The sequence below is a fragment of the Hydrogenophaga sp. YM1 genome (genome assembly GCF_016903055.1).
In the GTDB taxonomy this organism is placed as follows: Bacteria; Pseudomonadota; Gammaproteobacteria; order Burkholderiales; family Burkholderiaceae_C; genus Hydrogenophaga; species Hydrogenophaga borbori.
Genome location: NZ_CP070223.1, coordinates 1758069 through 1776278 on the forward strand (window position 1 = coordinate 1758069; position 18210 = coordinate 1776278).

The window sequence follows — 18210 nt, forward strand, 5'->3', positions numbered from 1 at the left end:
CCGACTTTAAACCAGCGGCACCGACAGCCGTGCGATCACCTCGCGCGTGCCCGGGCGCACGCCGCGCCACCAGGCGAAGGCCTCGGCCGCCTGTTCCACCAGCATGCCCACGCCGTCGGCCAGCGCGTGCACCCCGGCCTCGCGCGCCTGCCGCAGGAACGGGGTCAGGCCCTTGCCGTAGACCATGTCGTAGGCGAGGGCGCCGGGCGCGAACAGGCCGCCGGGCAGGGGCAGGGCCTCGCCGGACAGGCCGGCCGAGGTGGCGTTGATCACCACGTCGAAGCGCTCGCCCGCGAGGTCCGCGTAGCCGCCGCTCTGCAGCGTGGCGTGGGCGGCGAAATCGGCGCGCAGCGCGTGCGCCTTGTCGGCCGTGCGGTTGGCCACGGCCAGCGCGGCCGGGCCCTGCTGCGCGATGGGCAGCAGCGCGCCGCGCGTGGCGCCGCCCGCGCCCAGCAGCAGCACGCGCCGGCCCTTGAGCGCGTGGCCCAGGTTGCGCTGGATGTCGTTGACCAGGCCGACGCCGTCGAAATTCTCGGCGCGGATGCGATCGCCCGGCTCGAAGCGCAGGGCGTTGGCCGCGCCGGCTAGGCGCGCGGCCTCGCTCGGGTCGGTGGCCAGTTCGCAGGCCTGCAGCTTGAAGGGCAGGGTGACGTTGGCGCCGCGCCCGCCCTGTTCGCGAAAGGCCCGCAGCGTGGCCGCGAAGCCGTCCAGCGGCGCCTCGATGGCGGTGTAGGCGATGTCCTGCCCGGTGGCCTGGGCGAAGGCGGCGTGGATCTGCGGGGACTTGCTGTGCGAGATCGGGTGGCCGATGACGGCGTAGCGGTCGGTCATGGGTGGGGCCTCGGGGCTAACACGCCCTGCGGACAGGGTCTTTGCGGGGAACCCGGCATTGTCTCGCAGCGCCGGGCGGGACAATTCGGCCATGAACACCCCACGCCTCAAGATCGATTTCGTCTCCGACGTCTCCTGCCCCTGGTGCGCCATCGGCCTCGGCGGGCTGGAGCAGGCCCTGAGACGGCTCGATGGCCAGGTTGCGGCCGACATCAGCTTCCAGCCCTTCGAGCTGAACCCGGCGATGGGCGCCGAGGGCCAGGACATCGGCGAGCACCTGACGGAAAAGTACGGCAGCACGCCCGAGCAGCAGGCCCAGATCCGCGGGACCATCGCCGCGCGTGGCGCCGAGGTGGGCTTCAGCTTCAATCCCGCCGGCCGGGGCCGTATCTGGAACACCTTCGACGCCCACCGCCTGCTGCACTGGGCGGCCGAAGAGGGCGCGCCCGGGCGGCAGCACGCGCTCAAGAAGGCGCTGATGGCCGCCTGTCACACGCGCAGCGAGGCCATGGGCCACCACGATGTGCTGCTGGCCTGCGTGCGCGAGGCGGGGCTGGACGAAGCGCGCGCCCAGGCCATTCTGGCCAGCGACGAATTCGCGCAGGACGTGCGCGAGCGCGAGCAGTTCTACCTGTCGCACGGCATCCACGCGGTGCCGGCGGTGATCGTCAACGACCGCCACCTGATCTCGGGCGGTCAGCCGGCGGCGGCCTACGAGCAGGCGCTGCGGCAGATCGCGGCCGGGCAGGTGGAGTGATCGCGCGGCGGCGCGGGGCTCAGCGGGTCGGTTCGCGCGCCTCGCCGCCATGCGCCGGCGCTGCCGCAGGCGCCGAGGCCATGTCCAGTTCGGCGCGCAGGCGCGGCAAGTACTGCGGGTAGGCCCGCTGAAGAAAGTCCACCAGCTTTTCACGCACCTCGCAGCGCAGGTCCCAGGCCGCGCCGGCCGAGCCCGCCGTGACCAGGCAGCGCAATTGCAGGGCGCGTTCGCCGGCTTCCGTCACCTGCAAGAGGTTGAGTCGCTTGTCCCAGTGGGGCGAGGCCTCGCAGATGCGCTGCAACTCCTCGCGCAGAGGCGCCAGCGGCGTGCGGTAGTCCACCCACAGAAAGACGGTGCCGATGAGCTCGGATGTGGTGCGTGTCCAGTTCTGGAAGGGCTTCTCGATCCAGTACTGCAGCGGCACCACCAGGCGGCGCTGGTCCCAGATGCGCACCACCACGTAGGTTCCCGTGATCTCCTCGATCACGCCCCACTCGCCCTCGACGATCACCACGTCGTCGAGGCGGATCGGCTGGCTCAAGCCGATCTGCAGCCCCGCGATCAGGTTGCCCAGCACCGGCCGCGCGGCGAAGCCCGCCACCAGACCCGCCAGGCCGGCAGAGGCCAGCAGGCTGGTGCCGATCTGTCGCGCCTGTGGAAAGGTCATCAGCATGAGCGACAGGCCGATCAGCAGCACCAGGCCCTGCAGCGTGCGCGCGAGCACGCGCGTCTGTGTCTGGATGCGGCGCGCGTGCAGGTTGTCGGCGGTGCTGGTGGGGTTGGTGTCGATGACGCCCTGGGCCACGCCGCGCACAGCGTTGGACACCAGCTAGGTCACGGCGCCGATCAGCAGCAGTGCGCAGAGCTGCTGGGCACCGGCCAGGCCCGGCGCGTTGGCCGGCGTGCCTTGCAGCACGGCATTGACGGGCAGCAGCGGTAGGCCCCATTTCGCGGGTGAGCGGATGGCCCTGGCCACGCTGGCCGCGACGGGCGCATCGCGGGTGGCGCGGCGCACCAGGCGTTCGCCGATGCGAAAGGCCAGGCTGGCGAGCAGCACGCCGACCAGCATGCTGCCCAGCGAGGGCAGCCAGGTCAGCAGGGCGGGTGGCAGCCAGTTCAACGCGTCCATGCGGCCGCAGGTTAACCAGTGTGCCTATCCGCACGCAAGTCTGTGTGCTTTGAAAATCGCAGCAAGGAAGCCGCGCGCCAGATGGACGGCGCCCTCAGCGTCCCAGCTGCGCCAGCGCCGCCTGCAGGCCGGCCAGACCGCCCACGCGCTGGTCGTTGATGAAGATCTGCGGCATCTGGCGCACCGAGGGGCCGCATTTTTCGTAGAACGCGAGGCGCTCGGCCTCGTCGTCGATCTTGATCTCCTCGAAGTCCATTGCGCGGGACTTCAGCAGCATCTTGGCGGACTCGCACTGCGGGCAGGCGGACTTGGAATAGACGGTGATCTTCAGGCTCATGCGGGGAGTGTAGGGGGATGGCCGCTCAGGCCGCCTCGCGCTGCGCCAGCGCCCGCGCGATGCGTTGCTTCTTGACCGTGGGCCGTGGCACCGGGTGCGGCAGGTGCTCGAACCAGGCGCGCACGTCCTCGTCCAGCCCGCTGCCGTGCATGTAGTTGTAGAGCGCCTTGCGCAGGCCAATGCCCAGCGCGTCGTGGTCCACGCCGGTGGGGTCGATGAACCCGATGTCGTTCTTCGCGAAGCTCACCGGCGGCAGCGGCACCAGCTCGATGCCGTAGGCCTTCGGGTCCAGCCCCACGGGTGAGTGCACCGTGCAGGAGAAGCGGTGGAAGAAGCCGCTCTGGATGCAGCCATTGAGGAAGAGCTGGCGCACGTACTCCAGCGCGTCCACCGTGTCTTGCACGGTCTGCGTGGGAAAGCCGTACATCAGGTAGGCGTGCACCAGGATGCCGGCGTCGCTGAAGCCCTTGGTGACGCGCGCCACCTGGTCCACCGTCACGCCCTTTTTCATGAGCGCGAGCAGGCGGTCGCTGGCCACCTCCAGCCCGCCGCTCATGGCGATGCAGCCGCTGTCGGCCAGCAGCTGCGAGAGCTGGGGCGTGAAGGTTTTTTCGAAGCGGATGTTGCCCCACCAGCTGATGGCCAGGTCGCGGCGCAGCAGTTCCTCGGCCAGGGCTTTCAGGGCCTTGGGCGGCGCGGCTTCGTCGACGAAGTGAAAGCCGGTCTGGCCGGTTTCATCGACGATGCGTTCGATGCGGTCGACCAGGGTGCTGGCGGCGGCGGTCTCGTAGCGGCCGATGTAGTCCAGCCCCACGTCGCAGAAGCTGCACTTCTTCCAGTAGCAGCCGTGCGCCACCGTGAGCTTGTTCCAGCGCCCGTCGCTCCAGAGCCGGTGCATGGGGTTGAGCATGTCGAGCAGGCTCAGGTAATCGTGCAGCGGCAGGCCGTCCCAGGTGGGCGTGCCCACGTCCTCGAAGGGCACGTCGGGCTCGGCGAGGTTGAGGTACTTCACCGCGCCGCTGCCGGCGTCGCGCAGGAAGGTGCGCACCAAGCGCTGCGCGCTTCGCCGGCCCTGCAGGTGCTCGATGAGCGCGAGCAGCGGGCGCTCGCCCGCGTCCAGGGTGACGTAGTCGACGAAGTGAAACAGGCGCGCTTCCTTCAGCTCGCGCAGCTCGGTGTTGACGTAGCCGCCGCCGAGCGCGATCGGCAGCGCCGGCCAGCGCGACTTGATGGCCTGCGCGATGCGCAGCGCGCCATAGACCGCGCCGGGGAAGGGCACCGAGAGCAGCACCAGTTGCGGGTTCGCGCGCGCCACCGCGTTCAGGGCCAGCTCGCGCAGCAGTTCGTCCACCAGCGTGGGTGGCGCGGCCAGGGCCTGGGCCAGGGGCTCGAAGGTGGGCTGGCTGCTGGCCAGGGATTCCCCATAGCGCACGAAGGCGAAGCGCTCGTCCACCGCGTCGCGGACCACGTCGGCCAGGTCGTCGAGGAAGAGGGTGGCGATGTGGCGCGCGCGGTCGTTCGTGCCCAGGGCGCCGAAGGCCCAGCCCAGCGGGTCGCCGCTCTCTTCCTCGTTGAGGTGGCTGTACTGGTCCAGCGCCGCAAAGCGCGGGCCTTCGGGCAGCAGCTCGCGCGCGGCGATGCGGTGCGCCAGCGTGCTGTCGCGCCCCTGCAGGAAGGCGATGGTGGGCGCGATGGCGCGGCGGTGGCGCGCAAAGTCGTCGAGGAAGGCGTGCACGCTGGCGCTGCGCTGCCGCTCGGGCAGGGCCAGGGCGCGCTCGCGGATGGCGTCCAGCCCAGCGGGCGTGAACAGCCGCAGCACCAGGGCCAGGGCCAGGTCGGTCTGTTCGGCCTCGATGCCGCGCGAGCGCAGGAAGCCCGTGAGGTAGGCGGTGGAGGGGTAGGGCGTGTTGAGCTGCGTCATCGGCGGGATGACGCTGAGCACGCGGAAGGCGGAAGCGGTCATGGCAGGGCGGAGCCGGGCAGTGTACGGGGCCGCGGCCCGGGCGGCGCGGCGCCCCCGTTCAGTCGAGCGGGCGCAGCGCCTCGACCAGGCCGGCGATGTTGCCCACGCCCAGCTTGCCGTAGATGCCCTGGATCTGGTTGCGGATGGTGGCGGGCGCGCGCTCCAGCAGGCGCGCGATCTCCTTGTGGGTGTGGCCCTTGGCCACCAGGCGCGCGATCACCAGCTCGCGCGGCGACAGGTCGTCGGCCGCGCAGCGCGGGCGCGCGCCCAGGAACAGCAGGCCCTGTTCCACGCGGTGCCAGACCACGGCGCGCACGCCCAGGTAGCGGGCCTGGCCGCGCCGCAGGTGGTCCAGCAGGACGGGGGGCAGGGCGGTGCCGCCGTTCCAGGCGGTCCATTCGGCGCGCAGCGCGGACTCGAAGCCGGCGTCGGCGTGGTAGATCACGCCGTGCGGATCGGCGATGGCCGTGCCGTGCGCCGGCCGGCGCGAGGCCTCCAGCCGGTCGAGGTGGGCGATGCGGTTGAAGGCCAGGGCCTGCATCACGTGCGGCGACAGCGCGGCCAGCAGGCGCTGCTCGTCGCCAGCGCAGCGCGCGCGTTCGTCGGCCCGGAACAGGGTGAGCCAGTGCACGAAGCGCGTGCGTGGGTCGTGCTCGGAGCTGATGAAGAAGTTGGCCTGCTCGAAGCGGCGGCCGTGCTCGCGCAGCGGCGCCTGTTCGCGGTGGTGGAACCAGTCGCGGGCGTTGAAGGCCAGCGTGGTGCGCGGCTGCAGGCCGGCGGCCACGGCGGCGGTGTCCAGGTGCTTGATCTGCTCGTAGCTGGCCAGCATCTCGGGCGGCTGCTCGTGCAGGTGGATGGTGTGGATGTGAATGCCGTCGGGCCGGCTGGTGGCCGTGCCCCACATCGAGGAGTCGAAGGGCAGCGCCTGGCGCAGATGCTGCAGCGCCGCATCCTGGAAGCGCTCCAGCGGCAGCTCGTGCGAGAGGCGGTACAGCGTCAGGACGAACTGGCTGAAGTCTTCGATGGACATGGGCGGGTGGACGGCGGCTCGGGCTGTGGTCTTCTTCGCGGGGGCGGTGCATTTGCACTATGCGGCCGACCCCGGGGGGCTTCCTAGAATGCCCGCGATGCCCGGGGATGATATGCCTGTGATCCGTTTTTCGCCGCCGCGCCTGGGGCGCTGGCTGGCCATCGGCGCGTCGGCGCTGCTCATCGCGGCCACGGCCATCGCCCAGGGGTTGCCCCCCGAGCCGCCCCTGCCACCCATTCGCATCCTGGCGCCCGAGGCGCGGCAGCCGGTGCGGGTGCAGCGGGCCGTGGTGCGAACCGAGATCGTCGGCCTGGCGGCGGCCACGCGCGTGGAGCTGGAGCTGTTCAACCCGAACGCCGAGGCGCTGCAGGCCGAACTGCAGTTTCCCTTGCTGGACGGGCAGGTGGTGACGGGCTTTGCGCTCGACATCGGCGGCCAGCTGCGCGCGGCGGTGCCGGTGGAGAAGGTCAAGGGCCGCCAGGTGTTCGAGGACGTGGTGCGCGCCCGCGTGGACCCGGCGCTGCTGGAAGCCACCCAGGGCGGGCACCACAAGCTGCACGTGTATCCCCTGCCGGCCCGCGGCCAGCGCCGCGTGGTGCTGGAGATCCGCGAGTCCGTGCCCGCCAGCGCCCGGCCGGTCTGGCGCCTGCCGCTGCGCTTCGGCGGCGCGGTGGGTGCCCTGGACGTGGCGGTGCTGGTGGCTGGCGTGGCGCCGCGCGCGCTCTCGGCCACGCTGGGCGCCGAGCGCCTGGACGCCACGGCGCACAACGGCGGTAGCCGCATCGCCTTCGGGCGGGTCAAGCATCAGGGCCACGACGGATTGCGCCTTGCCCTGCCGGCCGCGCCGCGCGAACCCCTGGTGAGCACCGACACCTGGCAGGACCAGCGCTACTTCCTGGCCGAGCTGCCGGTGGCCGCATCGCGCTGGGCCCGCCCGGCACCGCGCCGCGTGGCCCTGCTGTGGGACGCCTCGGCCTCCGGCGCGCAGCGCGACCACGCGCGCGAATTCGCCGTGCTCGATGCCTGGTTCCGCCAACTGGGTGAGGTGCAGGTGCAGCTGGTGGTGGCGCGCAACGAGGCCGAGCCGGTGCAGACGCACACCGTGCGCGGCGGTGACTGGAGCGCCCTGCGCCAGCGCCTGCAGGCCCTGCCCTACGACGGCGCGACGCGCCTGAAGGCCCTGCAGCCGCCGGCCGACGCCGACATCGCCGTGCTGTTCTCCGACGGCATGGGCAACTGGGGCGCCGCCGGCCTGCCCAGCCCGGCCATGCCGCTGGTGGCCTTCTCGTCCTCGGCGGGCGCGGCGGCGCGCACCCTGCGCCACGCGGCCGAGGCCAGTGGCGGCGCCTACGCCGACCTGCAGGCCCTGGACACGGCGCAGGCCCTGCCGCTGCTCACGCACGAGCGCCAGCGCGTGGTGGACGTGCAGGCCGAGGGCGCGCGCGACCTGGAGCTGGGCTCGGTTTACCCGCAGGGCGGGCGGATCGGCGTGGCCGGCGTGCTGACACAGCCGCGGGCGCGCCTGCAGCTCACGCTCTCGGCGCCCGACGGCGCGCGCCAGGTCCGACGCCTTGAGTTGTCCGCCGACGGCGCGCCGCCGCCGGTGCGCGGCGCCACGCCGGTGGCCGTGGCCGCGCACCGCTGGGCCGGCTGGCGCATCGCCCGGCTGGAGGCCGACCTGGAGCGCCAGCGCCAGGCGATCCGCCGCCTGGGCCAGGCCTTCGGCATCGCCAGCACCGAGACCTCGCTGCTGGTGCTCGACACCGCCGAGGACTACGTGCTGTTCGACGTCGAGCCCCCGCCCGATCTGCGCGCCGAGTGGGACACGCTGATGCTGCACCGGCGCGAAGGCGCGGTGCGCCGCCAGCAGATCGCGCTGGCGAAGACGGTCGAGCGCTTCAACGAGAAGCTGGCCTGGTGGGAGAAGGCCTTCCCGAAGGACGCGCCGCCGCCGCCCCGGGTCGCGCCGGGCAGCGGCTCAGACAACCGGCGCGCGGCGCCCGCGGCCATGGCCCGTCCGCCGGCCCCCGCGCCCGCGCCCGCACCCGGTGGCGCGGCCCCGCAACCGGCGCTGCCGGGCGACACCACCATCGCGCTGCGCCCCTGGCAGCCCGACGAGCCCTACGCGCGCCGCCTGCGCGCCGCCAGGGACGAGGACCTCTATGCCATCTACCTCGACGAGCGCCCCGGCTACGCGAAAAGCTCGGCCTTCTTCCTGGACGTGGCCGACCTGCTGGTGGCGCGCGGGCAGAACGCCCTGGCGCTGCGCGTGCTGTCCAACCTGGCCGAAATGGACCTGGAGAACCGCCACCTGCTGCGCATCCTGGCCTATCGCCTGCAGCAGGCCGGCGCCGTGGCCGACGCGCTGCCCGTGCTGGAGCAGGTGCGGCGCCTGGCGCCCGACGAACCCCAGTCCTGGCGCGACCTGGGCCTGGCGCTGGCCCAGTTCGGCGAGGCGCAGCGCGCGGTCGACACCTTGGTGGAGGTCGTCTCGCGGGCCTGGAACGACCGCTTCCCCGACATCGAACTGATCGCGCTGGCCGAGCTCAACGCCATCGCCGCGCGCGCCGAGGCCACCGGCCGGCCGGTGGACCTGTGGCGCCTGGACCCGCGCCTGCGGCGCAACCTGCCGCTGGACCTGCGCGCCGTGCTGTCCTGGGACGCCGACAACACCGACATCGACCTCTGGGTGATCGACCCCAACGGCGAGCGCGCCTATTACGCCAACCGCCTCACCTACCAGGGCGGGCGCATGTCGCGCGACTTCGTCGGCGGCTACGGCCCCGAGGAGTTCTCGCTGCGCCAGGCCAAGCCCGGCACCTACACGGTGAAGGCGCAGTTCTATGGCCACCGCCAGCAGATCGTGGCGCCGGCCACCACGCTCATGCTGCGCCTGTCCACCGACTTCGGCCGAGCCACGCAGAAGGACCAGGACGTGGTGCTGCGCCTCAGCGGCCGGGGCGACGAGGTCACCGTGGGCACCTTCACCGTGGGCGAAGGCGCCAGGCCATGAGGCGCGCCGCAGTGGTCGCGCTGGCGGCGCTCGCCGCCGGGGTGGCGCTGGCGGGCGATGGCGCGCCGCCGCGCTGGCAGCTGCTGTTCTTCCATCCGTTTCGGCCGGGCGTGCTGCAGCAGTGCCAGGACGCCCACCGACGCGAGGACTTCGGCCGCATGGCCGGTGTCGACGCCGCCGATCCTTTCAAGGCCTGGGTGGTGCAAGGGCCGTTGGAGCTGCGCTGGCGGGGCGGCCTGTTGTCGCTGGACGGCCCCGGCGCGCCGCGCGCGCACCCGCCCACCGACCTGTGCTTCACGCTCCGCGTCGACGGCCAGCCGCTGGTCTCGGGCGCGGTGGTGCCGGGCCAGTCGCCGCGGCTGCTGCGCTTTCCCACGCTGGTGCGGCAGTCCGGCGGCCCCGACGCCGCCGTCGAGCGCTACGAGCTGCTGCCGCATTTCCCCGCTTCCCTGAACGACCCCGTGCCGGCGGCCTGGGCCCTTCTGGGCCCGCGCTGATCTCCACGCCACACCCACGATGACCCATTCCCCTTTTCTGCGGCGCCTCCTGTTGGGTGCCGCCCTCGTCGGCGCCGCGCACGCGGCCCAGGCCCAGAACAGCGGCCAGAAAGAGGTGCTGACCGACCCGCAGGCGCGCCTGGACTTCGTGCGCGGGCTGCCCTACAGCGGCGAGCGGCCCACGCTCGCCGGCTTCAGCCCGGCCCAGCCCATCAAGGGCTTCGCGGCCCCGGCGGGCCAGCACGAACAGACCCAGGCCTACCGCAGCGCCAGCGGCTGTGTGGCCTTCTTCTTCCCGCCCGGTCCCGAGGTGGCCGACGTCGCGTTCAAGTGGAGCGGACCGGCCTGCAAGGGCCAGCCGGTCGAGGGCCGCGGCGAGCTGCAGGTGCGTCGGCGCATGGGCGAGAACACGGCCGTGGCCTGGCTGCGCGGCGAGTTCAAGCGCGGCATGCTCACGGGCGAGGCCAGCAAGCGGTACTTCTACTTCGACGGCAAGGGCCAGGCCTTGCCGGGCGTGCACGTGATGGCGGGCAGCTTCGCCAACAGCGTGCTGCATGGCAAGGGCACGGCGAGCTGGAGCGGCGCGCCCGATGCGCGCCCGGCGGCCTGGTTCCGCGAGGGCGTGTTCAAAGACGGCTCCCTGCAGGGCATGGGCGTGCTCGCCCGCCTGCGGCCCTTCCCAGGCGTCGAGGCCGACATCCACGACCTGGTGTTCGCCGAGGACGGCGAGATCTACATCGAGCAGGCGCGCATGAACGGCGGCCGGCTGCTCGACGGCACGCTGTACTTCGAGAACGACCCCGTGCCCTGGGGCCTGGAGCTGGCCTCGTGGCGCGAGGCCGCGCCCGAGGCGGCGCGCCTGAACCGCCTGGACGCGGAGCAGGGCGTGGCCCTGGTGTCGGCCTGCGTGAAATGGCGCTTCGAGGCCGCGCGCCTGGTCTGCGAGCGCGGTTCGGTCAGCAGCGGCACGGCCGCCGGCAGCATCGGCCTGAACGAGGGCGGCTTCACCGTGCGCCTGCCGGTGCACGCGGACGGCGTGCCCTTCCGCCCGCTGGGTGAGCCGAAGCTGAGCGTGGGCCTGGGCCGCAGCGAGATCCCCGTTCGCTGCGACAGCGATCTGCGCCAGTGCAGCGGCCAAGGCGTGCTCACGGTGCTGGGCAGCGCGCTCTATTGGTTTGGCGACATCGAATGGGTGGATGGCGCCCTGCGCCCGGCGCGCGCCGCGCTGTACGCGCACGGATCCAAGCTTGAGGACAGCCCCGACCCCGAGCGCGACCGGCGCCTCGCCACCTGCGAGCGCTTCGACGATGCCCTGCGCTGCCAGCGCGGCAAGGTGTTCTACAACGGCGGCGGCAGCTACTACGGCGGCTGGCGCTACACCGGCGTGAGCTACCGCGGCGAGGGCCGCACGCCGCCGGCCTACGTGGCCCAGGGCGAGCAGGACGTGCTGCCCTTCGGCTGGGGCCAGCTCACCTACCGCGACGGCTCCTGGGCCGAGGTGCACCACGACAGCGACGGCGACATCGACGAGGTCGGCAAGTGCGACGTGCCCAGCGAGAGCGCGAGCTACCGCTGTCACCTGGACGGCCAGACCGTCATGTTCCAGGCCCAAGGCCAGGGCGAGCGCCGCGTGCGCCAGGCCGAGGCCCCGGTGACCGTGCCCGCGTTCCGCATGCCCGACCTGGGTGGCGGCTCGCGCCCGGCGGTGCCGCAGCGCCCGGTGTTCGTGCTGCCGGGCATGCGCTGATGGCACCGCGCTGGTGGCATCGGGGGACCCGCGCGCTGGCCGCCGTCACCGCCGGGCTCGCCTTGGGCACGGCCTGGGCTTCACCCACGTCCGACGAGTTCCGCCACTGCCACCGCGTGGCCGCCGCGGCCCTGCAGTTCTGCCTGGACAAGAACCCCGGCGGCCGGCACGGCGAGGCCTGCTGGACCCAGTCGCGCCGGCAGCAGCAGGCCTGCTACCGCGAGGTGCGCGAGTCGCACCGCCGGCCGGGCCGCTGAGCGGCCGCCGGGTTTGAGCTGCCGCAGGTCCCGGATGCACTCGTGCGCCACATGGCCGTTGTCGCTGGCTGCAGACCGTGGCACCGGCCACCAGGCAGGCCCATGCTGCGCCTGTCCATCGGCTTCGGCAAAGCCACGCAGAAGGACCAGGACGTGGTGCTGCGCCTCAGCGGCCGTGGCGACCAGATCACCGTGGGCAGGTTCACCGTGGGCGAGGGCGCCAGGCGATGAGGTGCGCCCCTTCGCCGGCTTGTGCTTCACGTTCAGCGTCGACGCTCAGCGGCCAAGGAACCTCGGTTTGCGCCTTTCCACAAAGGCGCGGTTGCCTTCGAGCCGGTCTTCAGAGGCGTACGGATTGGGGCCCACGTTCAAGCGCAGAGCCGCCGAGGCCGGCAGCCCGATGCTCTTGAAGGCGACGGCCTTCATGCGCTGCACCGTCAGCGGCGCGTTGTCAGCGATCTGGTTGGCCAGCGCACGGGTTCGCTCCATGAGCTCGGCCTGAGGCACCACGTGGTTCACCAGGCCGATTCGCTGCGCCGCCTCCATGTCGACCAGTTGTCCGGTGTACAAGAGTTCCAGGGCAATGCCTCGTGGGACCAGCAAAGGCAAGACGACACTGCCGAAGTTGGCGCCCATCCCCACCTTGGCTTCCGGCAGGCCCATCTTTGCGCCTTGCGCCGCGATGCGGATGTCGCAAGCGAGGGCGAGTTCGCACCCGCCGCCAGCGGCGACACCGTTGATGGCGGCGATGGTGGGCTTGGACATCTCCAGGACCAGCTCATTGAGGTTTCGCTCCCGTCCGCCCATGGGGTGCGTCATGTGGCCGGCGGCGTTCAGCTCCTTCAGGTCCACGCCCGCGGAAAACGCGCGTTCACCTGCGCCGGTGTAGACGACGACCCGAACCTGCGGATCGTCGTCCAGCGTGAGCGAAGCCTCCGCGAGCTGGGCAAACGTGGCCTTGGCCAACGCATTCATCCGGTCTGGCCGGTTGATCGTCACCCAGGCCACGTGTCCGTCGACGCGGACCTCAACGCCACCGTTGTCCATTTCAGTTCGCCGGTTCCAGGCCGGCAGCCTTCATCACGGGCAGCCAGGTCTGGCGCTCACGCTCCGTGAAGGCCGCGAACTGCTCGGCGGTCAGGTTGCTGGGCGTTACACTCGCGTCGGCCATGCGTTTGCGGGTCGCCGGCTTCGCGGAGGCGGCGCGCAGCGCTTCATTGATGGTTCGCACCACCTCGTCCGGCGTGTCTTTCGGTGCCCACACCGCGTACCAGGCCGTGACGTCGAAGCCGGCCATGCCGGACTCGGCGATGGTGGGCACATCCGGCAGTTCGGGCATGCGGTCCCTGGTGGAGACCGCCAAGGCCCGCATCTTTCCGCTCTTGATCTGCGTGATGACGCTGGGGGCGGTGGAGTACATCATGTCGACGTGTCCACCGAGCGTGTTGGTCACCGCCGGCGCGTTGCCTGAGAACGGGACGTGGGTCATCTTGACCTTGGCCTGGCTCGCGACGCGTTCACCTGTCAGGTGCGGCAAGGAGCCCAAGGCGCCAGAGGCGTAGGTGATGTCCTTCGTCTTGGCGGCTTCGAGCACGTCCTTGAAGCTCTTGTAGGGGGACGCGTCGGCAACGACGACCAGGATCGGCGAGGAGCCCAGGATGCCGACAGGCTTGAAGTCCTTCATGGCATCGAAGGGCAGCTTGCGGTACATGCCCTCGTACATCACGTGCTGTGAGGTGTTCGCGAGCAGCGTGTACCCATCCGGCTTGCTGACGGCGACGTGCCGTGCGCCGATCGTTCCGGAGGCGCCTGCTCGCTGTTCGATGACCAGGGGCTGCCCGATGATGGCCGAGAAATCCTCGCTCAGCAGGCGCGCGAAGGTCTCTGTTGCCCCGCCGGCCGCGTAAGGCGAAATCAGCATGATGGGACGGGACGGGTACTTGTCCTGCGCGTGTGCGGCCCAGATGAGGGCAAGCAGCGAAATGGCGCACAGGGCTCGGCGAATCAACATGGTGTCTCCTTCTGGGTTCAGGTGGTTGTCGAGGCTGACGACTCAGCCTCTTGCTGTGGCCGCATCAGGACGCGGCCGATGACCTCGCGAGAGGCAATCATTTCGAGGGCCTCGCGAAAGTTGACGAGCGGAAGAACGGCATGCGCGCGGGGGCGCAGCTTGTCTTCGAGGACCCACGCAAGCAGTTGGGCGTAGGTGCGCCTCAGCCTCGCGTCGTTGGCGGCTGGAACCGGGTGCTTGCCCCAGCCGAAGTAGTAGCCCCAGTACACCCCGATGACGGTGATGTTCTTGACCAGCACGATGTTGGCCGGGACGGTCGGGATGGTGCCGCTGGCAAAGCCCATGGGAATGATGCGTCCGTCTGGCGCGATGCATCGCAGCGAGAGGTCGAAGGTCTCGCCGCCGACCGGGTCGTAGATGACGTCTGCGCCGCGGGAGTGGGTCGCGGCGAGGACAGCCTCTCGCCAGTTGTCCTTGCGGTAGTTGATGGCCAGGTCTGCGCCATGGGCCCGCGCGATGGCGGCCTTGTCGTCCGAACCTGCTGTGGCAATCACGCGCGCCCCCAAGGCCTTGGCGACCTCGACGGCCGCCAGGCCGCTGCCGCCGCCTGCACCATGGACCAGCACCACTTCGCCAGGCTCAAGGTTCGCCCGCCAGACCAATGCGCCGAAGGCCGTGCCGTAGATCGTGGGGATCTGCGCGCCAGTGTCGAAGCTCACACCGTCAGGCATGGCGAATACTGTCTCTTCGGGCGCAACGACTTCCTGGGCATAGGCTCCAGATGGGACACCTGCGATGACGCGGTCGCCGACGGTGAATCGCGACGCACCTTCGCCGACTTCGGTGACCACGCCGGCCAGTTCCGTACCGGGAATCAGTGGCAAGGGCGCCTTGTTCTGGTGCTTGCCCTCCATAACCAGAAGGCTCGCGAAGCTCGCGCTGCAAGCTTCTACCCGAATGCGCACGCAGCCGGGTCGCATGGTCGGAGAAGGCACGTCCTCCAGCCTGGCTGCGTCTAGGCCGCCGTACTCACGGCACACCACGGCTTTCATTGGGCCTCCCGGGCCGCACCCGCGGCGATGAGTTGGTCTGCCTGCTGCGGCGAATACCCGCATTCCGCGAGGATTTCGCGCGTGTGTTCGCCCAGCCTCGGCGTCGGCCTGGTCGGCCCCGTTGGCGTGAGGGACCAGTTGCTGGTCTTGGCGACCGTGCGGATGGCGCCCTCGCTGGGGTGCTCCAGTTCCTGGAAGAAACCCGTCTTGATCAAATGCGCATGCGACATGAGCGACTGCACCGTTTCCAGCTTGGCCACAGGGATGTCGGCTTCCTGCAGCAGGGCGATCCACTCGTTCGTGGGCCGCTGTTTGAGCACAGAGGCAACGATCTCGTACAGCGCGTCGAGATGCCGGGTGCGGCTGGCAACCGTGGTGAAGCGCTCATCGTTCATCACCTCGGGCTGGCCGGCGGTGCTGAAGAACGTGCGCCACTGCTTGTCTGTCAGGACCATGAGGCAGATGGAGCCGTCGGTGGTCGGGAATGGCCGCCGGATGGACACGTACCGCTGGAAGATGGGTGGGCCCAAGGCGGGCTCGAACGTCAGTCCCGCCATGTGATCGGCGAGGACAAGCGCTGCGATGGTTTCGAACATGGGGACTTCGACGTGCTGGCCCTGGCCTGTGCGCAGCCTGTGCACCATCGCACCCAGTGCGGCGTTCGCGGCGCAGATGCCGGTCACCCTGTCCGCGACGGCAATGGGTGCGTACCGCGCCGGCTCGCCTGGCGCGTGGAGCAAGGGGATGCCCGCAACGGCCTGGATCAGATCGTCATAGGCGGGCTTGTCGGAGTCGGGCCCACCGGCCCCGTAACCCACGATGCTCACGTAGACGAGATCGGGCCTTTCCTTGCTGAGGCTCGCGTAGTCCAGGCCCAGGCGGGCCATGGCCTTCGGTCGCGTGTTGCACACGACGATGTCGCAGGTGCCCGCCAGGCGAACAAACGCCTCTCGTGCAGCGCCTTCCTTCAGGTCGAGAACGATGCTCCGCTTGCTGCGGTTCGTGTGCAGGAACATCGCGCCCATGCCGTCATGGCGGGCGGGGCCCATCCCGCGGATGGTGTCGCCGTCAGGCGACTCCACTTTGATGACATCGGCACCCATGTCACCAAGGATCTGTGTCGCGACCGGTCCCGAAAGGGCGGCGGTCGCGTCCAGCACTCGAACTCCAAGCAATGGTCCAGTCATGACATCCTGCGTTACTTTTCAACATACTAAAAAGTATCTTTTGAATATGGCAATAGGCTGAATAGTTCAATGGATTATTGATACATTGTGGCTGAGCAGGTAGGATACCAATAGGTATGTGAATGTGCGATTGATCTGAAACGAGGAGATGCAGATGTCGGTTCTATGGGAAATGCCGCTGGATGATGAGTCGCTGCACTGGCGGGGTCTCGCGCAAGGGCTCACCGCCCAGTACTTCGCGCCGGCCGCCGATGCGATCGACCGCGAGCAGCGCTATCCGATCGAACATCTGGGCCGGCTGCTGGAGTCCGGTATCTCGGGCATGTTTCTGCCGAAGGCATACGGTGGCGGCGGCGCGTCCCTCGTGTCGCTTGTCGCGGTGGTGGAGGCCATTGGCGCCGGCTGCGGATCGACCGCGGCCATCATGGCTGCGCTGTCTCTTGGCGCCTTTCCGGTGCTCCTTGGCGGCAACGAAGTGCAGAAGCAGGCCTTGCTCGGAGGACTGGCCCGCAAGGGAGAGGCGGTCAACTTCGCGCTGAGCGAGCGTGGCGCCGGCTCCGACGCGGCGGCGGTCGTGACCACGGCCGTCCGCGAAGGCGAGGGCTGGCGCATCCGGGGTGAGAAGTGCTGGCTCGGCAATGGTGGGCACTCGAAGCACTTCATCGTGTTTGCCCGCACCGGCGAAGAGGGTGTGCGCAACAACATCACGGCGTTCTGGGTGCCCGTGTCAACAGAGGGCGCGGTCGTCGATTTCTACGAAGACAAGATGGGCATTCGCGGCACGACGACGACGAACCTGAAGGTGGATGTCTGGGTGCCGCAAGAGAGCATGGTTGGCGAGGAAGGGCACGGCTTGAAGCTCGCCCTGTCGACGCTCAATGTCGGACGGATCGTCGTCGCGGCGCAGGCGCTCGGCATCGCCCTGTGCAGCTACCGGGCGGCCGCCGAGTTCGCGGCGTCGCGCAAGACCTTCGGCAAGCCGATCATCGACCACCAGGGCGTTGGCTTCATGATGGCCGACGCGGCGACCCGCTTCTCCGCGGCGCGCATGATGGTTTTCGAGGCGGCGAAAGCCTATGACGCGGGCCAGGACGTCAGTACGCTCGGCGCCATGGCGAAGCTCTTCTCGACCGAGGCGTCCCACGAGATCTGCGACACGGCGATGTCCGTTCTGGCCGGTCGTGGCTACGTGAAGCCGAATGTCGTGGAGCGCTGCTATCGCGATCAGCGCATCACGGAAATCTACGAAGGCACCTCGGAGATTCAACGGCTGGTGATCGCCCGGGCGGTTAAGCGAGAGGCCTTGGCCTCCCATTCCCAACGATGAAATCCACCTCGAAGATGCCGCAGGAACACCCCATCACAGAGAAGACCGGCGCATGGCGCGCCGTCGCCGAGCTCTACCATGCCTACTTCACCGGCATCGTGCTGTTTGCCGTGTCTCGACTGGGCACGGCCAAAGCGGAGGAGCTGGTGTATGAGATTTTCTGCCGGCAACGCCGCGAGCGATTTCTCCCAGGGCTCAAGAAGCTCGGCATCGATCAGTTGCCGCCCGCGGTCGCTGCGGCGCAGTACCACTACCTCTCGAACCACATTGGCGGCGTTTCCGTGGAGTTCATGCCCGAGACCGAGCGAAAAGCCTGGATCCGGTACGCCGCGCCGCGGTGGATCTGGGCGGACACCGCACTGTGCGGCATTCCTCCCGAGGTCTCCAGGGCCATGCTCCTGGGCTGGCACGCCCAGAACGGGACCATGTTGAACAATCCGCGTCTGGGGTTTGTGTGCACCAAGCAGACAGTCGATGGTCAATCGGGCCTTGAGGGCTACTACTTCGAGTACGACCGTGACCTGGCGCCGCACGAGCGGCTGCGTTTCGCCCGGAACGAGGACGCACCGAACTTCGATCCCGAGAAGGCGCCGAAGCTGCCAACCCAGACCTGGCCGCAAGAGCGCCTTGACAAAGCGCATCGCAACTACGCGATGGAATACGTGCGCTCCGCATTCCCCACTGCTCTCGCGTTGTGGGGACCCGATGAGGCCTCTTCGCGCCTTCGGTTGGCGGCCAAGATGATCGGCATGCAGTTCTATCACGCCACCTCGCGCAGGCTCGGCGAAGACTTCGGGACAGAAGCCGCGGGCTTTGGCCGCTTCCTCCAGTCGATCGCGATCGCCCATGGTGACCGCGCCGATCTGACCAGGCTTGGCGACGCAGCAGAAGTGAGGCAGCAAGGTTGGGCATTCCGGGAAGGGGTAGCTGAGTGGGATCAAGGCCTGGATCTGGCCTGGAACGGTCTCTTCGAAGGGGCATTGCAAGCCCACAACCACCGGCTCTCCCTGGGTTTCGTGCACCAGGAAACCAATGGCGGGCATGAGCTGCGCTGGAGCATCAAGAAATGACG

At 69.9% G+C, this 18210-nt stretch carries 18 protein-coding genes; 8 read left to right on the forward strand and 10 right to left on the reverse strand.

Annotated elements, in window-relative coordinates; all coding sequences use genetic code 11:
- Window positions 1-6: 6 nt before the first annotated feature.
- Entirely contained in the window at window positions 7-831 is an 825-nt protein-coding gene (aroE, locus tag JNX00_RS08415) for a shikimate dehydrogenase (protein ID WP_204744672.1), read from the reverse strand.
- A gap of 91 nt (window positions 832-922) precedes the next feature.
- Between aroE and JNX00_RS08420 the strand changes: the two genes are divergently transcribed.
- The gene (locus JNX00_RS08420; RefSeq protein ID WP_204744673.1) at window positions 923-1588 is read left to right on the forward strand and encodes a DsbA family oxidoreductase; all 666 of its coding nucleotides are present in this window, start codon (window positions 923-925) and stop codon (window positions 1586-1588) included.
- A 19-nt stretch (window positions 1589-1607) separates the two neighbouring features.
- Here the strand turns inward: JNX00_RS08420 and JNX00_RS08425 are convergent, their stop codons facing one another.
- The 5 genes from JNX00_RS08425 to JNX00_RS08440 form a co-directional block, all read right to left on the reverse strand.
- Window positions 1608-2414: a mechanosensitive ion channel domain-containing protein gene (locus tag JNX00_RS08425; RefSeq protein ID WP_345774099.1), complete on the reverse strand. Its 807-nt coding sequence runs from the start codon at window positions 2412-2414 to the stop codon at window positions 1608-1610.
- A gap of 3 nt (window positions 2415-2417) precedes the next feature.
- Window positions 2418-2717, reverse strand: coding sequence for a hypothetical protein (locus JNX00_RS22575; RefSeq protein WP_345774100.1), 300 nt, complete (start codon window positions 2715-2717; stop codon window positions 2418-2420).
- 94 nt (window positions 2718-2811) lie between these two features.
- The gene (locus JNX00_RS08430) at window positions 2812-3054 is read right to left on the reverse strand and encodes a glutaredoxin domain-containing protein (protein WP_070398156.1); all 243 of its coding nucleotides are present in this window, start codon (window positions 3052-3054) and stop codon (window positions 2812-2814) included.
- A 25-nt stretch (window positions 3055-3079) separates the two neighbouring features.
- Window positions 3080-5017 carry a radical SAM protein gene (locus JNX00_RS08435; RefSeq protein WP_204744674.1) on the reverse strand — a complete coding sequence of 646 codons (1938 nt, stop codon included), beginning with the start codon at window positions 5015-5017 and terminating at the stop codon, window positions 3080-3082.
- Window positions 5018-5075: 58 nt separating this feature from the next.
- Window positions 5076-6047: a LuxR C-terminal-related transcriptional regulator gene (locus tag JNX00_RS08440; protein WP_204744675.1), complete on the reverse strand. Its 972-nt coding sequence runs from the start codon at window positions 6045-6047 to the stop codon at window positions 5076-5078.
- A gap of 118 nt (window positions 6048-6165) precedes the next feature.
- On the opposite strand from JNX00_RS08440, the gene JNX00_RS08445 reads away from it, so the two are divergent.
- The 5 genes from JNX00_RS08445 (at window position 6166) to JNX00_RS22485 (ending at window position 11792) form a co-directional block, all read left to right on the forward strand.
- Window positions 6166-9060, forward strand: a complete 2895-nt coding sequence (locus JNX00_RS08445) for a VIT domain-containing protein (protein ID WP_239478282.1) — start codon at window positions 6166-6168, stop codon at window positions 9058-9060.
- Window positions 9057-9557 (forward strand): hypothetical protein, encoded by a 501-nt coding sequence (locus tag JNX00_RS08450; protein WP_204744677.1) that lies wholly within the window; start codon window positions 9057-9059, stop codon window positions 9555-9557. The genes JNX00_RS08445 and JNX00_RS08450 overlap by 4 nt, the downstream gene beginning before the upstream one ends.
- A gap of 19 nt (window positions 9558-9576) precedes the next feature.
- Window positions 9577-11304 (forward strand): hypothetical protein, encoded by a 1728-nt coding sequence (locus JNX00_RS22480; protein ID WP_204744678.1) that lies wholly within the window; start codon window positions 9577-9579, stop codon window positions 11302-11304.
- Window positions 11304-11561 (forward strand): hypothetical protein, encoded by a 258-nt coding sequence (locus tag JNX00_RS08460; protein WP_204744679.1) that lies wholly within the window; start codon window positions 11304-11306, stop codon window positions 11559-11561. The genes JNX00_RS22480 and JNX00_RS08460 overlap by 1 nt, the downstream gene beginning before the upstream one ends.
- A gap of 102 nt (window positions 11562-11663) precedes the next feature.
- Window positions 11664-11792, forward strand: a complete 129-nt coding sequence (locus JNX00_RS22485; protein ID WP_275564523.1) for a hypothetical protein — start codon at window positions 11664-11666, stop codon at window positions 11790-11792.
- A gap of 45 nt (window positions 11793-11837) precedes the next feature.
- On the opposite strand, the gene JNX00_RS08465 is transcribed toward JNX00_RS22485, so the two are convergent.
- The 4 genes from JNX00_RS08465 to JNX00_RS08480 are packed head-to-tail and all read right to left on the reverse strand — an operon-like array spanning window position 11838 to window position 15811.
- On the reverse strand, window positions 11838-12608 hold the full coding sequence (locus tag JNX00_RS08465; protein WP_204744680.1) for an enoyl-CoA hydratase-related protein: 771 nt from the start codon (window positions 12606-12608) through the stop codon (window positions 11838-11840).
- Between the two features lies 1 nt (window position 12609).
- Window positions 12610-13572, reverse strand: coding sequence for a tripartite tricarboxylate transporter substrate binding protein (locus JNX00_RS08470; protein WP_204744681.1), 963 nt, complete (start codon window positions 13570-13572; stop codon window positions 12610-12612).
- A 17-nt stretch (window positions 13573-13589) separates the two neighbouring features.
- Window positions 13590-14624, reverse strand: a complete 1035-nt coding sequence (locus JNX00_RS08475; RefSeq protein WP_204744682.1) for an NADPH:quinone oxidoreductase family protein — start codon at window positions 14622-14624, stop codon at window positions 13590-13592.
- On the reverse strand, window positions 14621-15811 hold the full coding sequence (locus JNX00_RS08480) for a CoA transferase (RefSeq protein ID WP_204744683.1): 1191 nt from the start codon (window positions 15809-15811) through the stop codon (window positions 14621-14623). The genes JNX00_RS08475 and JNX00_RS08480 overlap by 4 nt, the downstream gene beginning before the upstream one ends.
- Window positions 15812-15965: 154 nt before the next feature.
- Here JNX00_RS08480 and JNX00_RS08485 point away from each other — a divergent pair, with 154 nt between their 5' ends.
- A complete protein-coding gene (locus JNX00_RS08485; protein WP_204745023.1) occupies window positions 15966-17138 on the forward strand; it encodes an acyl-CoA dehydrogenase family protein in 1173 nt (390 codons plus the stop codon).
- Between the two features lie 14 nt (window positions 17139-17152).
- Complete coding sequence (locus JNX00_RS08490) at window positions 17153-18208, forward strand: hypothetical protein (RefSeq protein ID WP_204745024.1); 1056 nt, start codon at window positions 17153-17155, stop codon at window positions 18206-18208.
- Window positions 18209-18210: the final 2 nt, after the last annotated feature.